This window comes from Clostridium sp. OF09-36 (assembly GCF_003481985.1).
In the GTDB taxonomy this organism is placed as follows: domain Bacteria; phylum Bacillota; class Clostridia; order Lachnospirales; family Lachnospiraceae; genus Brotaphodocola.
Genome location: NZ_QUMD01000001.1, coordinates 66,998 through 84,433 on the forward strand (window position 1 = coordinate 66,998; position 17,436 = coordinate 84,433).

General features: G+C 48.1%; 22 protein-coding genes. 6 read left to right on the forward strand and 16 right to left on the reverse strand.

The annotated features are described in order from the left end of the window. Positions 1–273: 273 nt before the first annotated feature. From DXA97_RS00300 to DXA97_RS00335, 9 genes are all read right to left on the reverse strand, one after another. Positions 274–675 (reverse strand): hypothetical protein, encoded by a 402-nt coding sequence (locus DXA97_RS00300; RefSeq protein ID WP_147353374.1) that lies wholly within the window; start codon positions 673–675, stop codon positions 274–276. Between the two features lie 290 nt (positions 676–965). Continuing rightward, positions 966–1,397 (reverse strand): hypothetical protein, encoded by a 432-nt coding sequence (locus DXA97_RS19945; protein ID WP_182436747.1) that lies wholly within the window; start codon positions 1,395–1,397, stop codon positions 966–968. A gap of 2 nt (positions 1,398–1,399) precedes the next feature. Further along, positions 1,400–1,597 (reverse strand): hypothetical protein, encoded by a 198-nt coding sequence (locus tag DXA97_RS00315; protein ID WP_118718166.1) that lies wholly within the window; start codon positions 1,595–1,597, stop codon positions 1,400–1,402. Positions 1,598–1,600: 3 nt separating this feature from the next. Further along, positions 1,601–2,011, reverse strand: a complete 411-nt coding sequence (locus DXA97_RS00320) for an MgtC/SapB family protein (RefSeq protein WP_279221115.1) — start codon at positions 2,009–2,011, stop codon at positions 1,601–1,603. A 35-nt stretch (positions 2,012–2,046) separates the two neighbouring features. Next, on the reverse strand, positions 2,047–2,304 hold the full coding sequence (locus DXA97_RS21415; RefSeq protein ID WP_279221110.1) for an MgtC/SapB family protein: 258 nt from the start codon (positions 2,302–2,304) through the stop codon (positions 2,047–2,049). Continuing rightward, positions 2,301–2,858, reverse strand: coding sequence for a tripartite tricarboxylate transporter permease (locus tag DXA97_RS20540; RefSeq protein WP_243107491.1), 558 nt, complete (start codon positions 2,856–2,858; stop codon positions 2,301–2,303). Before DXA97_RS20540 ends, DXA97_RS21415 begins: the two co-directional genes overlap by 4 nt. Before the next feature lie 5 nt (positions 2,859–2,863). Continuing rightward, entirely contained in the window at positions 2,864–3,814 is a 951-nt protein-coding gene (locus DXA97_RS20545) for a tripartite tricarboxylate transporter permease (protein WP_243107492.1), read from the reverse strand. A 16-nt stretch (positions 3,815–3,830) separates the two neighbouring features. Then, the gene (locus tag DXA97_RS00330) at positions 3,831–4,274 is read right to left on the reverse strand and encodes a tripartite tricarboxylate transporter TctB family protein (RefSeq protein WP_118541662.1); all 444 of its coding nucleotides are present in this window, start codon (positions 4,272–4,274) and stop codon (positions 3,831–3,833) included. 184 nt (positions 4,275–4,458) lie between these two features. Next, the gene (locus DXA97_RS00335) at positions 4,459–5,520 is read right to left on the reverse strand and encodes a tripartite tricarboxylate transporter substrate binding protein (RefSeq protein ID WP_118718167.1); all 1,062 of its coding nucleotides are present in this window, start codon (positions 5,518–5,520) and stop codon (positions 4,459–4,461) included. Positions 5,521–5,715: 195 nt separating this feature from the next. Here DXA97_RS00335 and DXA97_RS00340 point away from each other — a divergent pair, with 195 nt between their 5' ends. Both DXA97_RS00340 and DXA97_RS00345 read left to right on the forward strand, forming a co-directional pair. After that, positions 5,716–6,663, forward strand: coding sequence for a hypothetical protein (locus DXA97_RS00340; RefSeq protein WP_118718168.1), 948 nt, complete (start codon positions 5,716–5,718; stop codon positions 6,661–6,663). A gap of 53 nt (positions 6,664–6,716) precedes the next feature. Next, complete coding sequence (locus DXA97_RS00345; protein WP_147355523.1) at positions 6,717–7,925, forward strand: helix-turn-helix transcriptional regulator; 1,209 nt, start codon at positions 6,717–6,719, stop codon at positions 7,923–7,925. Positions 7,926–8,026: 101 nt separating this feature from the next. Here DXA97_RS00345 and fucO read toward each other — a convergent pair whose 3' ends face one another. Continuing rightward, entirely contained in the window at positions 8,027–9,175 is a 1,149-nt protein-coding gene (gene fucO / locus DXA97_RS00350) for a lactaldehyde reductase (protein ID WP_118541656.1), read from the reverse strand. Between the two features lie 221 nt (positions 9,176–9,396). Continuing rightward, positions 9,397–10,110, reverse strand: a complete 714-nt coding sequence (locus DXA97_RS00355) for a TetR/AcrR family transcriptional regulator C-terminal domain-containing protein (RefSeq protein WP_347560298.1) — start codon at positions 10,108–10,110, stop codon at positions 9,397–9,399. Between the two features lie 328 nt (positions 10,111–10,438). On the opposite strand from DXA97_RS00355, the gene DXA97_RS21750 reads away from it, so the two are divergent. From DXA97_RS21750 to DXA97_RS00365, 3 genes are all read left to right on the forward strand, one after another. Further along, the gene (locus DXA97_RS21750) at positions 10,439–10,660 is read left to right on the forward strand and encodes a cation:dicarboxylase symporter family transporter (RefSeq protein ID WP_347560299.1); all 222 of its coding nucleotides are present in this window, start codon (positions 10,439–10,441) and stop codon (positions 10,658–10,660) included. A gap of 132 nt (positions 10,661–10,792) precedes the next feature. After that, positions 10,793–10,972 (forward strand): cation:dicarboxylase symporter family transporter, encoded by a 180-nt coding sequence (locus tag DXA97_RS21755; protein ID WP_347560300.1) that lies wholly within the window; start codon positions 10,793–10,795, stop codon positions 10,970–10,972. A 15-nt stretch (positions 10,973–10,987) separates the two neighbouring features. Beyond that, positions 10,988–12,193 carry a class I SAM-dependent rRNA methyltransferase gene (locus DXA97_RS00365; RefSeq protein WP_118718170.1) on the forward strand — a complete coding sequence of 402 codons (1,206 nt, stop codon included), beginning with the start codon at positions 10,988–10,990 and terminating at the stop codon, positions 12,191–12,193. A gap of 145 nt (positions 12,194–12,338) precedes the next feature. Here the strand turns inward: DXA97_RS00365 and DXA97_RS00370 are convergent, their stop codons facing one another. Next, positions 12,339–12,980: an AAA family ATPase gene (locus DXA97_RS00370; protein ID WP_118718171.1), complete on the reverse strand. Its 642-nt coding sequence runs from the start codon at positions 12,978–12,980 to the stop codon at positions 12,339–12,341. Positions 12,981–13,129: 149 nt separating this feature from the next. Then, positions 13,130–14,503, reverse strand: coding sequence for an NCS2 family permease (locus DXA97_RS00375; RefSeq protein WP_118718172.1), 1,374 nt, complete (start codon positions 14,501–14,503; stop codon positions 13,130–13,132). A 229-nt stretch (positions 14,504–14,732) separates the two neighbouring features. Between DXA97_RS00375 and DXA97_RS00380 the strand changes: the two genes are divergently transcribed. Continuing rightward, entirely contained in the window at positions 14,733–15,152 is a 420-nt protein-coding gene (locus DXA97_RS00380; protein WP_243107493.1) for a hypothetical protein, read from the forward strand. A 67-nt stretch (positions 15,153–15,219) separates the two neighbouring features. Here the strand turns inward: DXA97_RS00380 and DXA97_RS00385 are convergent, their stop codons facing one another. From DXA97_RS00385 to DXA97_RS00395, 3 genes are read right to left on the reverse strand one after another with little or no spacing between them, the layout of a single operon-like run. Further along, positions 15,220–16,005, reverse strand: coding sequence for an RnfABCDGE type electron transport complex subunit B (locus DXA97_RS00385; RefSeq protein ID WP_118718173.1), 786 nt, complete (start codon positions 16,003–16,005; stop codon positions 15,220–15,222). A 16-nt stretch (positions 16,006–16,021) separates the two neighbouring features. After that, entirely contained in the window at positions 16,022–16,597 is a 576-nt protein-coding gene (rsxA, locus tag DXA97_RS00390; RefSeq protein ID WP_118541614.1) for an electron transport complex subunit RsxA, read from the reverse strand. Between the two features lie 14 nt (positions 16,598–16,611). Further along, positions 16,612–17,427, reverse strand: coding sequence for an electron transport complex subunit E (locus DXA97_RS00395; protein ID WP_118541612.1), 816 nt, complete (start codon positions 17,425–17,427; stop codon positions 16,612–16,614). Between the last annotated feature and the right edge of the window lie 9 nt (positions 17,428–17,436).

Consider the following 17,436-nt stretch of genomic DNA (forward strand, 5'->3'; position numbering starts at 1 on the left):
GCATCATACGGGATTTTCAGTTCAGAAAATCCCTATCTGTGAACAGTAACGAGAGTTCTATTGCTGCAACCAAAAAATGGTGCATTGCCTCCTTAAGAGGATGCACCATTGCATTTGTATTGGCTGCGGCATCTGGAAATGTCCGCTAATGAAAAAATCATATCACATCGGAGTGGGATTTTCAACACCCTTTCGTAGCACTCCTTTTTATTTTCACTTATATTTTCTACTAGCATACAATCTTTCATATATACCCTTGTATGCTCATCGCTGCTACAAAAACAGGTCATCCAAGTCATCCAGGCTTCGCACAATCTTTTCTTTTTTTACTCCCGCAGCCTCTGCCAGCCTCACAGAATGCTCCGCCCGCTCACCGACAAAAGTATCGTCCCGGAACGTCTCCTGGATTTCCTGATATAATTCCCGGTATTCTTTCTCTACCTGTTTCACATACTCGGCAAGCAGTAAATCCAGATACTGGTCGTATTCCTGCATACGCTGATAAAATGCATGAATCCGCTCCCGCTCTACCGGAGTCAGATGATTTGCCATTTCATCCCAGAATCGTTCTATGATCTGGTCCGCCACCGAGCCTAGTCGAATTGCCAGTTCTTTTAATACCAACATCACCAGCCTTGCCCATCCTACCAGATTCAGATGACAGATAAAGCTCACAAAATTTCCACCTGCAAGTCCATGAACAGCTGCATCTGCTCCATCGATTATGCAAAGGGTTGCATTTCCTGTAATCAACATTATGCGCAAATCTGCATGTACCGAGCAGATTTCTCGATGAGGCTACCCCATTTGAATCGTTTGCAACCGATGAAGGATTCTCTTTGGAAGAGTTGGAGCAGCTTGCAGAAAGTATTGAAATCGAATGAATGCTCTGCTATTTTAAACAGCTGACAGATACCGATAACTCCATTCTGCGGCATCTTTTTCATGTCTTATTTCATTGTTACTTATTTTGCGGTTGGACATAATGATTCCTTCTGATAAACTTCACTGATTTTTTTCACATCATAATCCGGTGCATAGTCTTTGGCTACGTTGCATATTTCTTTCACTATGGCAAGATTAATTTCCAACATATCTGCAATCTGCTCCGGTGCAAGACCTCTTTTCATTTTTTTGATTATCAAATCCGTCAACACATAAGCTTCTCCCCGGGCTTCTCCTAAAGCCTCTCCTATTTTCTGTCCCCGCTCCATGCCTATCAATAAAATGCTCATCTGCACAGCCTCCCATTCTTCTGACTGCTTTACCTCTTTTACAACTTCATCAATCTGGGTAAGGCGGTTATCCCAACACAAAATATTGGGATTATCGCTTCTTGTGTCTTTCATATATTGTAACAAACTAATCAATTCCGGAGTGCCATTTTTACTGGTCATGTTCAGGAAAATGCAAGAAATTCTTCTCGACCATAATTGACATAAATCGCATCCATATTTTCATCTGCCGCTTGCCGAAAGCGCAGAAATCGAATGAACCGATAACAAATAAAAACAGCTATCCCGCACGCACTTGCGCAAGCCGGGACAGCCATTTTCTCATTTTCACCAATTTCAGGGAGCAATATCTCTCCCCCCAACCCTCACAACTCCTCCACATACCTCACAAATTCCAACGTCCGGATCTCATCCAGCAAATTCACCCGCATTCTTTTTTTCTGCATTTCTATGCTGATGACAACGCTTGGCACTTTATCCGGGCCTTTTCCTTTTGTCAGTTCCAGCGTGTTGACCTTGACTTCCAGTTCCTGCATGCGCTGCAGGAACTGGCTGACATTTTTGCTGGAATCAAACTCGATATAGAGGTCAAAGACTTTGGCATAGCGGTGGAGCAGGACATCGACCCGGGTCAGCACCTTTAATGTGAGCATCATGAAGATCAGGGTGAAGATGGCCCCCTCCGCAAAGCCGATGCCGATGGCCAGTCCCACACAGGCGCTGGTCCACAGTCCCGCTGCGGTGGTGAGACCCCGTATCTGGTTTTTTCCTGTCACCAAAATGGTTCCAACTCCCAGAAAACCGATACCGCTTATGACCTGGCTCCAAGTCTCGCCAGGTCCAGTTTTTCCCCCGGGAATGCATACACCATGTATTCACTGGTCATCATGACCAGGGCAGAGCCCAGGCAGACCAGCACATGGGTCTTGACGCCTGCGCCGCGCCGTTTGAGTCCGCGGTCGATACCGACGGCCATGCCGCTCAGCATCGCCAGCACCAGCCGCAGAAAAATTGCCAGAGTATTCCAGCCTGATGCTGCATCCATCAGACTTCGCCAGAGGCCTGTCATTGTTCTTCCGCCTTTTCCATGGACATTTTTTCCACCCGGTTCATGAAGATCGGGGACAGAATACCGAAGATGCAAAGGACAATCAGCACCCAACATACCGGAGTGGAGAACAGGATGGCTGGACTGCCTTTGGACAGTGCCAGAGAACGACGCAGACCTTTTTCACCGATCGGTCCAAGAATCAGAGCGAGTACAACTGCCGCATTGTTTAAGTCAAACTTGCGGAGCAGGTATCCTAATACGCCGAAGATCATCATGATGACAACGTCCAGGAAGTTTTTGTGGATCGCATAGGAACCAACCACACAGAGTACGGATACTGCCGGAATCAGAATCGCGTCGGACAGTCTGGAAATCTGTGCAAAAATCCGGCAGCCTAACAGGCCGATGCCGAGCATTGCAAACTGGGTCAGTACAAAGCCGGCAAAGAAGGTGTAGGTCATCTTTGCGGTCTCACCCACAAACAGATCCGGTCCGGGAGTCAGCCCCTGAATGATCAGGCCGCCCATCAGCACTGCCGTAACGCTCTCCCCCGGAATACCAAGGGTCAGCATCGGGATCAGGGAGCCGCCGGTACGGCATTGTTCGCTGCCTCAGAACCCGCTACACCTTCAATGCTGCCGTGTCCAAATTCTTCTTTGTGTTTGGAGAACTGGCGGGATGTGTTGTAGCCTAAAAAGCAGGCAATGGAAGCTCCGGCGCCCGGCAGGATTCCGATCAGGTTTCCAATGATCCAGGAACGTCCCACGGTAGGTGCAATCTGTTTTATTTCTTCTTTATTTAATAACATCCGGTCTTTGAATTTCTTTGCGGTTCCACGCGCACGTATTTCTTTTTCTGCCAGAATAAGAGCCTGGCTCATGGAGAAGAGACCAATGAGGGCACAGGTCACATTGATACCTTCATATAAGGAAGACTGGCCGAACATGAAACGCTGCACACCCTCCATCGGATCCATGCCGATGGTGGAAAGAAGCAGCCCCAGTGCACCGGAGATCAGACCCTTGACCATAGACTTGGAGGAGACGCCTGCAATGATGGTCAGACCGAAAATGGAGAGCCAGAAATATTCAGGTGAACCGAATTTCATAGCTAACTGGGCCAAAATTGGCGCAAAAAAATAAAGGGAGATGCAGGAAAGCAGTCCACCGAAGAAGGAAGCGATACATGCCGTTCCAAGTGCCTTTCCTGCTTTGCCCTGCAGCGTCATCTGATATCCCTCGATGGCAGTCGCTGCAGATGCCGGTGTACCCGGTGTATGGATCAGAATCGCGGAAATAGATCCGCCAAAAATCGCGCCACAGTAGATCGCCCCCAGAATGATCAAACCGGTGGATGCTCCCATGGAGAAGGTCATCGGTAACAGTAATGCAACACCCATGGCTGCAGAAAGTCCCGGAAGACATCCGATGACGATACCAATGGTGGTTCCGGCTATGATCGCCAGAATATTGATGGGATTCAGCGCACTGATGAAACCGCCGCCCATTAAGCTTAATGTACCTAACATATGCCAGACCTCCTCTCTATGCGAACACAATTCCCATCGGCAGCTTCACGCCAAGGAACAGGGTAAATGCGCAGTATACCAAAAGCAGGATGACTGCTGTCGACAGCAGGATCTGCCATTTTTTCACTTTGAGAAATAACAGGGATACTACCATGAACAGTGCCGTGGAAATGTAAAATCCCACAAAATACATCAGAACCAGATACACCACGATCATGACCAGAATTGGAAAAAACTGTTTTGGAAGAAATCCTTTAAAATCCTCCAGACCACTCTCAACGCCCTTCTTTTTTGCCCCGATGATCATCTGCACCACATAAAGTGTGGTCAGTCCCAGCAAAAGCACAATGATAAAAAGTGGATATGCCTGCGCTGGTTTCGGAAGCTTTAAGGTCATGGATAAAAATAACAGAGCGACTGCATACATAAATCCTACAACACCAATGTCTGTTTTTTTCATGCTCTCATTCCTTTCCGCCGAAATGTATACTCAGATTTCCTTTGTGCCTGTTTTACAGACATGCATCCATTCTTAGCGCATATGGGGACTGTTCCCATTGTTCGCAGTCCCCATATGCAAGATGAAACAGCCTGATTTCTGTCTCATGGAAAATCAAAACCAATCTGACTCTTGCTGCACAAGCTTAATCGTTCCAGAGTTTGGAGGTAACATCCGTACAGAAGGTGTACTGGTCATCCAGCAGCTTCTGGGTTTCGGCCGGATTCATATAAGCGGTGGTTACGCCTGCTTTTTCTGCTGCTTCCACATATTCCGGATCTTCCATAGCCTGCTTGAATGCATCTGCATAGAAGTCGATGATCTCCTGCGGAGTTCCCTTCGGTGCTACGATGGCACGGGCACTGCCATACCACTGGTCATAATAGCCGAGCTCGCCAAGTGTCGGAACATCCGGCATGGACTCCATACGCTCCGGGCTGAATACGCCAAGAACTTTTACTTCCGAAGTCATGGATGCAATATCTGCCTCTTTTGCTACAGAGAAATCAACCTCGCCTTGTCTTAATGCCAGCAGCTGGTCTGCGGTACCGCCATAAGGGATGTCGGTGTATTCAAAGTCTGCACTGTTTGCAAGAAGCTGTGCGCCGATGTGGTTGGATGCCTTGTTGCCGTTGGTGGATGCCTTTAATTCACCCGGATGCTCTTTTGCATAAGCAACCAGATCATCCAGCGTATTAAACTGGCTGTTTGCTGCCACCAGAACCAGTGCCGTCTCATTTACATGGTTGCAGATCGGAACGTAGTCTTCCATTGTATAATTAGCAAGTCCGTCTACAATATTAGAACAAAGAGTCGGCAGATTTACAAACCCCAGTGTATAACCATCCGGCTTTGCGTTTGCCAGAGCAGTCCAGCCAATGGAACCGGAACCACCTTCCTGGTTATCGATGACAATGGTCTTTCCTACATATTTGGTTGCATACTGGGAAAGAACACGTGCGGTATTATCGGTACCGGAACCTGCTTTATACGCTACGATCATGGTCACATTTTCTTCCGGGGTCCAGGCAGATGCAGAACTCTCGCCAGAAACTGCTTCACTTCCTTCACTCTTTGCTTCTGCTTTGGTCTCTGCCGGTGCTGCACTTGTGCCTGCGCTTTCCTTATTACCGGATCCGCACGCTGTCATGGAACACATCATAACGGCTGCCATACACATTGCTGCTGCTTTTCTCCATTTTCTCATTTCATAACCCTCCTTAATATAAAGTTCCTTTTTTAAACTTGAATCTTAACGACAATTCAACATCTTTTATGCGTTTTGTATGTTTCTTTGTCGTTTGTTGTTGAGTTCATTGTATATTTTGTGGTAATATGTGTAAAGTACAAAATATACGGAAATTGAACTATGTACAATTTTTGAACCTGGAGGTAGTTTTTTATGGGTAAAACAACAGACCGTTTCCTCCCTTTTCCTGTTTCTGACAGAAAACTGACCGGAACCTTAAAGCGGCAGTTCCGCTATATCCTGGCCGGTGTTCTTACTCTGGCACTCGCAGTATCCCTTTTATTTTCCATGACCCGCTTTTTTGAGCAGATCACCTACGATGCCATTTCCGATTCCAACCGCGACTTTGCCGTTTCCGTGAATGCCATGACGGAAACCCTGAATTCTTCCATGGTAAATTTCGAGCGGCAGCTTTTCTATTCTAATACGATTTCCACGCTGTTCCGGAAAGACGGCTTTACCGAGGCAGAAAAATCTTACATCATGAAGGACTTGAACAGTTCCCTGAATGCGGCAGATTTCACGGAAGCCATCTACGTTTACAACGGTTACACGGATACGGTTTACTCTACCGGTCCGTTCTTTGCCCGCAAGCTGGAGGATGTCAATGCAATTCCCATCCGCGATCTCCTCTCTGACCGTTCTGTAGACCAGCGCTTCCATGCAGTCTACTGCCACGAAGACGGGGACGAGGAACACAGCGACCACAATTACTATGCCTTTATCTTCTATGAGCTCTACCCGGACCGCACGCCGAAGCCAAACGCACTGGTTGTCACCATTCACGATGACTGGTACCAGAACTTTCTTCTGTTAGCCAATCCTTCCTCCGACTTTATCGTTCTGGACCTTGCCGGTAACCCTCTGCTCTACGCAGATGAAGCCCTCTGCGCCTCCAGCCAGCCTTACTACAAGCAGATCCATGAAGATACCGAGAATCCGCCATCCGGCTACATTCTCGGAAAAACCGGAATGAAATCTGTCTCTACTATGAGTCACCGGATAGCGGACATATTTATCTGCGGATCACCTCCATCCGGGAGCTGGTTCCCCGTTTTTACCGGTTCCGCCAGATCACGACCCGCATCATCATCGGCTTAAGCTTTCTGTTCGGTGCTTTGCTTCTGGCACTTCTGTTTTACAGTTTTCTGCCTATGCTCCGAATGAAAGATGCCATCCGGCAGATTGACTCCTGTCTGACTGGTGAGCCAGAAACAGATTCTGCACTCAAAGCAACAGCAAATGAAGAAACACTTCCGCTAAAAAAACAGCTTGAGAATGTCGTTTCCAAATCCGAGCGCACCAGTCTGGAGCAGATTCTTTATGATATGCTGCTGGAAAAACGCCCGGCAGATGCAGACCGCCTTTTCAAGACAGCTGTCCCGCCCTATGGACTGATGCTCATTCAGGCACATCACCGCAGTGATATTTACCGTGCCGCCCTGCAGGAGCACCCGGAAATCCTGATCACAAAATCCGACAATATTTATGCCTGCATTGCCTCTTACGCTTTTCCGGATGCACAGAACGCATTCGCAAAACAGCTTGCGGATACGCTGGAATGCCGGGTATTTGTCAGCACACTCTTTTCTGATTTTCAGGAACTGACCTCTCACTTTGGCAATCTGCGGGAGCTGCACCGCCTGGCGCTGGTACTGGATGCGGCACAAACCGTTGTTATGGAAACTGAATTGGAAAAGAAGACTGCGGAAAACTCGGTTTCCACCAAAGATTTTACAGAACTGACTGCACGCTTAAAAGCCGGCAAGCTGGAATCCAGCCTCGCCAAGTGGCAGGAAATCCGGGACCGGCTTTATACCTACCGCTACGATTCGTTCCAGTATATCCTGAACCGTACGGAAGACACGATCTGCCGGATCTTAAAAGACCTGCATTCCGATCTTCTTACAGAGGAAGAACGCCTGCTGCCGGAACATGTAGAGCAGATCTCCGATTTTTCCGAGATTGACCGGACTTTCGAAAAAGCTTTTGCTGTGATCTGCGAAAATTACAGTGAGAAAAAAGCACAGAAATACTCCAATCTGGCGCAAAAGGTAAAGGAAATCGTAGAGCAGGAATACCACGATCCGGAACTGAATGCCCAGAGCATTGCCGACCGCCTGCAATTAAACAACGCCTACTTGGGGCGCATGTTCCGCAGCGCCTACGGTCACTCCATCAACGACTGCATCAACACCTGCCGCCTGGAGGAAAGCAAAACACTCCTGCGAAACAGTCAGGAATCCATAGACAGCATCGCGCGGAATGTGGGATTCTCCAATGTGAAATATTATTATGTGCTATTCAAGAAATATACCGGACAGACACCGGCTGCGCACCGGAGCGGAGAAGAAACAATATAACAGCATTGTTAACACAATGAATAAGGACCGAAAGTTCCTGCCCAGCCATACGGCGGGGCGGAAGCTTTCGGTCCTTTCGTGTTTTATGTATCAGATTGCTATTACATCAGAGACTTATACAGCTCTTTGATCTCTTCTACAGAGGTGTCTCTCGGGTTGCCCGGACGGCATGCATCTGCGTATGCGGACTCGGACAGGAAGTCCAGATCCTCTTCTTTTACGATTGCCTTTAAGTCTGCCGGGATACCTACATCTGCGGACAGTTTCTTCACGGCATCGACTGCTGCCTTGCGGTACTCTTCCTGGCTCATGGAATCGACACCTTCAACGCCCATTGCCTTTGCGATGTATTTGTACTTGTCACCGGTGCACGGAGCGTTGTACTCCATGATCGTCGGCAGAAGGATTGCGTTTGCTACACCGTGCGGGGTATCATAAACAGCACCCAGGGAGTGTGCCATGGAATGAACAATACCAAGACCTACGTTAGAAAAGCCCATACCTGCTACATACTGACCAAGTGCCATGCCTTCTCTGCCCTCTGGGGTGTTTGCTACTGCGCCGCGCAGGGATTTGGAAATGATCTCGATTGCTTTTAAGTGGAACATATCGGTCATCTCCCATGCACCCTTGGTGATGTAACCCTCGATTGCGTGGGTTAATGCATCCATACCAGTGGAAGCGGTCAGGCCCTTCGGCATGCTGGACATCATATCCGGGTCGATCACTGCAACAACCGGGATATCGTGGGTATCTACACAAACGAATTTACGTTTTTTCTCAACATCGGTGATTACGTAGTTGATGGTAACCTCTGCTGCGGTACCTGCAGTGGTTGGAACTGCGATGATCGGTACGCACGGTTTCTTGGTCGGTGCTACGCCCTCAAGACTTCTGACATCCTCGAACTCCGGGTTGTTGATGATGATGCCGATTGCTTTTGCGGTATCCATGGAGGAACCACCGCCGATTGCGATCAGGTAGTCAGCGCCAGATGCCTTGAATGCTGCAACACCAGTCTGCACGTTCTCGATGGTTGGGTTCGGTTTGATGTTGGAGTAGATCTCATAAGCAAGACCAGCCTCGTCTAATACGTCGGTTACTTTCTTGGTTACGCCAAATTTGATCAGATCCGGATCAGAACATACGAAAGCTTTTGCAAAGCCTCTGGTCTTTACCTCATTTGCGATCTCTTTGATAGCGCCTGCGCCATGATAAGAAGTTTCATTTAAAACGATTCTGTTTGCCATGATAAAATCCTCCTTGAGTCTGTGCTCATTTGATTTCTTGTTTTGCTGAATTTCTTCGTGACACTTTGCCAAAACGAAATCGTTTGGCATTTTTCCTCTCACGAACTGATATTATTTTAACAAGTATAATGAGAAAAAGAAAGTGACAAAGTATCACTTCTGTCACTTTCTTCTCATTTTTGTGGATTCCTCACAATTTATTTTGTTTAATTTGTAACATTTTATAAGAGTTCCAGTTCTGAAAAGACTTTTTCCAGCTTCGGCGGCATCGCCTCAACCAGCTTATCAGACATCCGGCGCGGTGAATCCTTCATGCCGCCAAGCACCCATTTTTCTGTCATGTACACCGAACCGCGGCAATACATCTCCAGTAAAAACTCAAGTTCCTCTCCCAGCGGACGGCTGGTCTTTCGAGCGATCAGATCCTTGTAAAACTGCAGGATCAGCTCAAAGTCATGCTCCTTAACCGAGTTATAGTCATCGGAGCGGAATGCCTCGGTAAAAAATGCTTTCTCATTTAAAATGAACTCAAATTTCTGGGTCAGGCTCTCGCCCACCGTATTTCCCATACCGATCTGCTCAAACGACTGTAGCACCAGCTTATCGAAATACCAGTTGATGAGGTCATACTTGTCCTTGAAATTGCGGTAGAAAGTCTGACGGGTGAGTCCGCTGCCCTCCACGATATCCTTTACAGTGATGCGGTCGACCGGCGTGGTCTTCATACATTCCTTGATGGAGGCCGCCAGCTTATATTTCGTCCGGTCGTGCTTTTGCAGAGCCGGTAGCATTGCAGTTTCTGCTGATCCCGTTTTATTCCTTCTTCTTTTGCTCGCTTCCGTCATTCTCGCTTCTTCCGTTCCCGTTTCTGCTGCTCTCGTTTCCGTCATTCTCACTTCCGCCGTTCTTGTTTCTTCCGTTCTGCTTTCTTTCATATAGATACGTTTTTTCCTTCCTATATAAGAGGGGTTCTGTTGTTTTTTCATGATTATTTCTATTCTATCATGCTTTTTTTGCACCTTCAATAGCGGTTGCGCATCCGTTAAGGATATGCTAAGATAAAAGTAATGTCAACGGGGACATTGTGTGTTCAGGTGCAGTGTCTCCTTTTTTACTGCATCAGCAGCCAATCGGGCTTTCCCGCACCAATGCTTTTCCCCAATTCAGATTTTTCATTACTGCTCACAAAAACGTGTCCAGTAGTGATCTTTTACAAACATTACCAAAGAGAAAGGGGTATACAAGTATAAACGAAAAAAGAAAATGTCATTGGCAATGAAAATCTTCATTGCACTGGTCCTCGCCATCGTCGCCGGACTGCTGCTGCAGAGTCACGCAGATTTTGCAGAAACCTTTATTAAACCATTCGGAACCATCTTTCTGAATCTGGTCAAGTTCATCGTCGTACCGATTGTTCTGTTTTCCATTATGTGCGGCATCATTTCCATGAGTGATATCAAAAAAGTCGGTGCGCGATCGGACTGAAGACCGTCATCTTCTACCTGTTCACGACCGCGTTTGCCGTTACCATTGGTCTGGTCGGCGGAAAAATGTCCGCGTCGTAAATGCTTTCAATGACTTAAACGAGATTTTCATGAAATGCATGGAGGTGCCGGTATGATCATGCTGGCTATGGTACTGACCTCTGTCGGACTTCCGGTCGATGGCATCGCCCTGGTAGCCGGTGTGGACCGTATCTTCGATATGGCTCGTACCACCGTCAACATCACCGGTGACGCAGCCTGCACCATGGTTGTTTCCAACTTAGAGGCGAAGAGAGAAGCAAAAAAATCATAAAGGAGCATATCTATTATGTCTGCAAATGTTATTTTAAAGAAAGGCGAAGGCCGCACCTTAAAATCCGGCGGCGCCTGGATCTACGACAACGAGATCGATAAAATTGAAGGGGATTTTGAGAACGGTGATATGGTCACCGTCTCCGACTTCGACGGCTATCCTATGGGACAGGGCTTTATCAACACCCGTTCCAAGATCACCGTCCGCATGATGACCCGCAAAAAAGATACCGTTGTAGATGACGCATTCATCGAGATGCGTGTCCGCAATGCCTGGGAATACCGCAAATCCACCGTGGATACCTCCAGCTGCCGCCTGATCTTCGGCGAGGCAGATTTCCTGCCGGGCATCGTCATCGACAAGTTTTCCGATGTTCTGGTTGTCGAATCCCTCGCATTGGGCATTGACCGCTGGAAACCGGTGATCCTGGACAAACTGAAAAAGGTTCTGGCAGAAGACGGTATCTCCATCCGCGGCGTTTACGAGCGCAGCGATGCAAAGGTACGTCTTCAGGAAGGCATGGAGCGCGTAAAAGGCTTTATCGGCGAGCCATTCGACACCAAAGTAGAGATCGTGGAAAACGGTGTCCGCTACATCGTCGACGTGCAGGACGGCCAGAAAACCGGCTTCTTCCTCGACCAGAAGTATAACCGCCTTGCGATCCAGAAGCTGTGCAAGGGCAAAAAGGTTCTGGACTGCTTTACCCACACCGGTTCCTTTGCCTTAAACGCAGGCATCGCCGGAGCCGCTTCCGTTCTTGGTGTCGATGCTTCAGAACTGGGTGTGGCACAGGCCCGCGAGAACGCAGAGTTAAACGGTCTTTCCGACCGCGTCACCTTCCAGTGTGCCGATGTGTTCGATCTGCTTCCGGAGCTGGAGGAAAAGGGCGAGAAGTTCGATGTTGTCATTCTGGACCCGCCTGCTTTCACGAAGTCCCGCAGCTCCATCAAAAATGCTGTGAAAGGCTACCGCGAGATCAACCTGCGCGGCATGAAGCTGGTGAAGGACGGTGGCTATCTTGCGACCTGCTCCTGCTCCCATTTCATGGATCCGGAACTGTTCACCAAGACCATCCGCGAAGCTGCAGGAAACGTACACAAACGTCTCCGCCAGGTCGAATACCGCACCCAGGCAGCCGACCATCCGATTCTTTGGACCGGCGGTGAACAGGCTTCCTATTATTTAAAGTTCTACATCTTCCAGGTGGTGGATGAAAAATAATATTATTGTTTCACAGTATATCCGGCAAATATCACTGCTGCAAACAGGGCCTGCCGCTCTCTGAAGAACCAGAGAGCCACAGGCCCTGTCTTTCTCAGCCTTTTATGATCAGAACTTGTTTCCCTTCAAACGTAAATCCGTCGTATCACAGCTTTACTGTTTCCCGTTCTCCAGCCATGTGAAATTCGTCCAATGCCTGGAATACTTCCTGCTCTGTAAAGCCAAACGCATCCGCATATTCTTCTGATGTAGTCGTAATCACTTTCAGATTATTTAGATCCGAGAAAATTGATTCCTTGCTGATCGTTGTGATTCCAGTCATCATTCCACGTTCCATATATGGATTGTTCTTAAATGTGGAATTGAACAGACTTCTTGTAAAAGGCACTATTTTCTCCCAGTAATCATCTGCATAAGCCTCCTGCATTGGCGTATCGTATTCATCCAGCAGTATGATCACCTTTTTTCCATAGTACCGGTTCAGAAAGCTGGATAACTGGTACAGAGATGATGTCGCGTCGCTGTCTCTCCCCTGTTCAGACAGCATCCGGTTGAAAAATGCACGGTCTGTATCCGTCAGTTTTTCGCTGTCTTTTAAATAAGAAAACTTCACAAACAGATTGCTCCTCCCCGCATATTCCACGGAAAAAAACTGCTCCAACATGCTCATGTTCAGGGTCTTTCCAAAACGGCGCGGACGGTTGATCAGCGTTGCACTGTCACCACGTTCCCACCACTGCCGGATAAACTCTGTCTTATCAATATAGAAATAATCCCGCTCTACAATAGAAAGGACCTGATTCTACAATCAAAAGAAAAAGATCCCGGATGGAACATCCATACGGCAGTTCCACGGGATCTTTTCCACAATCATTCAATTACCATAACACAGTTCAAATCTTTCCGTAATACCACAGAAAGTATCTTGCGCCAAGATTACAGCAGAATATATTTCAGCACAAACAGCACAGCCAGCACGTACATCAGCGGTGTGATGTGCTTCTCCTTTGCCTTTCCGGTCACCAGGTTGATGAGCACATAGGAGATAACACCCATGGCGATTCCTTCGGAAATGCTGTACATAAACGGCATAGTGATCACTGCGATGTATGCCGGGATCGCCTCGGTATAATCCTCAAAGTTTACCTTCAAGATTGAGGTCAGCATCAAAAATCCTACGGTGATCAGTGCCGGTGCCGTTGCGAAGGACGGAATTGCTAAGAAGATCGGGGACAGGAACAGGGATAATGCAAACAGGATTGCAGATACCACTGCAGTCAGGCCGGTTCTTCCGCCCTCTGCTACACCAGATGCACTCTCTACGAAGGTTGTGGTCGTAGAGGTACCAAGCACTGCACCGACTGCGGTAGCAATGGAGTCAGAAAGCAAAGCACCACGGATACGCGGCAGGCGGCCCTGCTCATCCAGCATGTTCGCTTTGGATGCCACACCGATCAAGGTTCCCAAGGTATCAAACATATCTACAAACAGGAAAGCAAACATCACAACCACGAAATCAATAGATGCCACACGGCTGAAGTCCAGCTTCATAAAGGTCGGTGCCAGGCTCGGAATTGCGATTCCATTGGAGAAATCCGGGAGCAGACTGTAGCAGCCGGCTTCTGGGTTAATCTGATACAGACCGGTCAGCTGGCATACAATGCCAAGTGCCCAGGTGATCAGGATACCCCAGAGGATATTTCCCTTTACATTTTTTACCAGCAGCACTCCGGTGATCAGGATTCCAATGAGCGCAAGTAAAACGGTGATTCCTTCGCTGTGGAACAGGCCGTTTGCGATCGATGACTTAAAGGAATACATTCCTACCAGGGTTGCACTATCTACAACGATCTTTGCATTCTGCAGTCCGATAAATGCGATAAACAAACCGATACCAGCAGATACCGCATACTTTAAGTTCATCGGGATGGAGTTGAAGATCTGCTCACGCACATTGGTTAAAGACAATACCAGAAAGAGTGCACCTTCCACAAATACTGCTGCCAGTGCCATCTCCCAGGTGTAACCCATGGAGAGAACTACCGTATACGCAAAGTAAGCATTCAGTCCCATGCCCGGTGCCAGTACAAACGGGTAATTTGAGAATAATGCCATGAGCAGGGTTCCGATTGCGGATGCAAGCGCTGTTGCGGTGAAAACCGCTCCGCTGTCCATGCCGGACGCGCCCAGCACACTTGGGTTGACCGCCAGAATATAGGCCATAGTCATAAACGTGGTAATACCTGCCATGACCTCCGTTTTCACATCGGTATGGTTTTCTTTGAGATGAAATAGCTTTTCCAGATTCATAAAACTCTCCTTTTAGTAACAATAACATTTTACGATTTTTTAACAACATCCCTATTTTATCATCTATTCTTATAAATTGCTATGCATTTTGATGTTTTTCTGATAAAAGTTCGCTTGCATATATCCTTGCCATTTTGATATGATAAATACGTATAAATAAAAATATATAAATATAAATAATTTGTACCGGGCGCCAAAAGTCTTTCTGGAACCTTTGAGCATTCCATCCATGACCACCAGCTACCGTACAGTTTTTAATCTTCCGCCAAAAGCAGCTGTACAGATGGCCCGCGTTACCAAAGGCTATCCTTTTGCTTTCCAGATTCTTGGATACCTCAAATGGGAGCACAATGCAAGCCTGGAGGAAATTCTGCCGGAATTTGATGAGGCACTGGCCTCCTATGCCTATGAAAAAATATGGAGTGAGCTTTCCGACCTCGACCGCAAGATCGTTTACGTGATTTCGACCGGCCTGGAAAAAACAATCGATATCCGGACGAAGCTTTCCCTCTCCCCGCAGCTTCTCAACGTCTACCGCAAACGCTTGATGGAGCGTGGAATCGTAGATGGCTCTGTGCGGGGTCTCCTGACACTGGCTCTGCCGAGATTTGTGGAGTATATTGATACGTATTGTGAGGTGGAGATATAAAAAAAGTTCCGTGCCCTTGCAGTCCATAAGGACTGCAGGAGCGCGGAACTCTTTCATTTTAATAAGATTAGATAATAACCTTAGCCGGGCACTTCTCTGCGCACTTGCCGCAGTTGGTGCACTTCTCGTAATCGATCACAGCTACGTTGTTCTCCATATGGATCGCATCGGACTCACACTGTTTGGTACACAGGGTACATCCGATACAGCCAGCGGTACAAACCTTCTTGACTGCCGGTCCTTTGTCGTGGGAAGAACACTGAACCAGATGCTCTGCCTTGTAAGGAACAAGCTCGATCAGGCCCTTCGGGCAGGTAGCTACGCACTTGCCGCAGGCTACGCACTTCTCTTTGTCAACAACAGCAACACCGTCTACTACGTGGATTGCGTCGAACTGACATGCCTTTACACAGGAACCGTAACCCATACAGCCGTAAGCACAAGCCTTCTCGCCGGAACCCGGTGCTACGGTTACCATGGAACAATCGGTAATTCCATAGTAGTTGTACTTCACGTTGGTCTTGTCGCAGGTACCTTTACATTTTACGAAAGCTACCTTCTTCTCAGAGCTGCCGCTCTCAACACCCATGATCGCAGCGATCTTGTCTGCTACCGGAGCGCCGCCGACCGGACATCCGTTAACCGGAGCGGTGCCTGCAGCGATTGCTGCAGCCAGACCGTCACATCCCGGGAAACCACAACCACCACAGTTGTTGCCCGGAAGTTCTGCACGGACCAGAACTTCTTTTTCGTCAACCTCAACTTTAAACTTCTCACTGGCAATGCCCAGGAGCACACCGATGATGATACCGATGGCACCGATGACAACTGCCGCTAAAAGCAAACCTGTCATATTCTACTACCTCCCATTAAATCAGTCCGGAGAAGCCCATGAAGGCAATCGCCATCAGACCAGAGGTAATCAGAACGATCGGAGAACCCTGGAAATTGTATGGGATATCATTGTCTTCAATACTCTCACGAATGCTTGCCAGCAGTACGATTGCGACGGTGAAACCAACCGCAGTACCGAATCCGTTTGCTACACTGAAAATGAAGTTATAACCCTTCTGTACGTTGGTCAGGGCAGAACCCAGAACTGCACAGTTGGTCGTAATCAGCGGAAGGAATACACCCAGCGCGGAGTACAGGGACGGCATGCTCTTCTTTAAGAACATCTCAACGAACTGTACCAGTGCTGCAATTACCAGAATGAAGGCAATCGTCTGTAAGTACTCTAAGTGCAGCGGAACCAGCACCAGAGAGTAAACCAGGTTTGTTGCAATGCTTGCCAGCGTAATTACGAAGATAACGGCTGCACCCATACCAATGGAGGTGTCAACCTTCTTGGAAACACCAAGGAACGGACACAGGCCCTGGAACTGGCTCAGGATGATGTTGTTAACCAGAGCAGATCCGACAATAATTAAAATTAACTCTTTCATTTACCTGTCCCTCCTTATTCGTCTTTCTTTTCAGCCTCGGCTGCTGCCTTAGCTGCCTCTGCTGCCTGCTTCTTAGCGAGAGCTGCTGCAGCTGCTGCCTTCTTGGCCTCTTCTGCTTTCTTGAGCTCTTCTGCCTTTTTCTCTTCCAGGACAGAGTGGTTAGAGGAACATGCAGAACCGCTGCAGGATGCGCAGTTGCCGCCGCATGCCAGTGTGGACTGCGGTACGGAACCGTTGGTTGCACTCGGAGCTTTGAACTTGTTCTGCAGTGCGGTCAGGCAAGCCAGTACAAAGAATGCACCCGGTGCCAGGCCGATGATGGTTACGTGGAAGTCCTCCGGAATGATCTCCATGCCGAAGAAGGAACCACCGCCAATAAGCTCACGCACGATTGCGATACAGGTTAAACCTACGGTGAAACCAAGGCCCATACCGATACCATCGAATGCGGACTCGATTGGGCCGTTCTTTGCTGCATATGCCTCTGCACGACCCAGGATGATACAGTTAACAACGATCAGCGGGATGTAGATACCCAGTGCGCTGTACAGGCTCGGTACATATGCCTGTAAAAGCAGCTGAACGATGGTAACCAGGGATGCTACGATTACGATGTATGCCGGAATACGTACACGATCCGGAATAATCTTCCGCAGTGCGGAAATAATAAGGTTAGAGAAAACCAGAACCGCCGTGGTGGACAGTCCCATACCGATACCGTTGATCGCGGTGGTGGTTACTGCCAGGGTCGGACACATACCAAGCATCAGGACGAAGGTCGGGTTCTCTTTAATAATACCGTTGTATAAACGTTCGATACATTTATTCATGACTTCCTA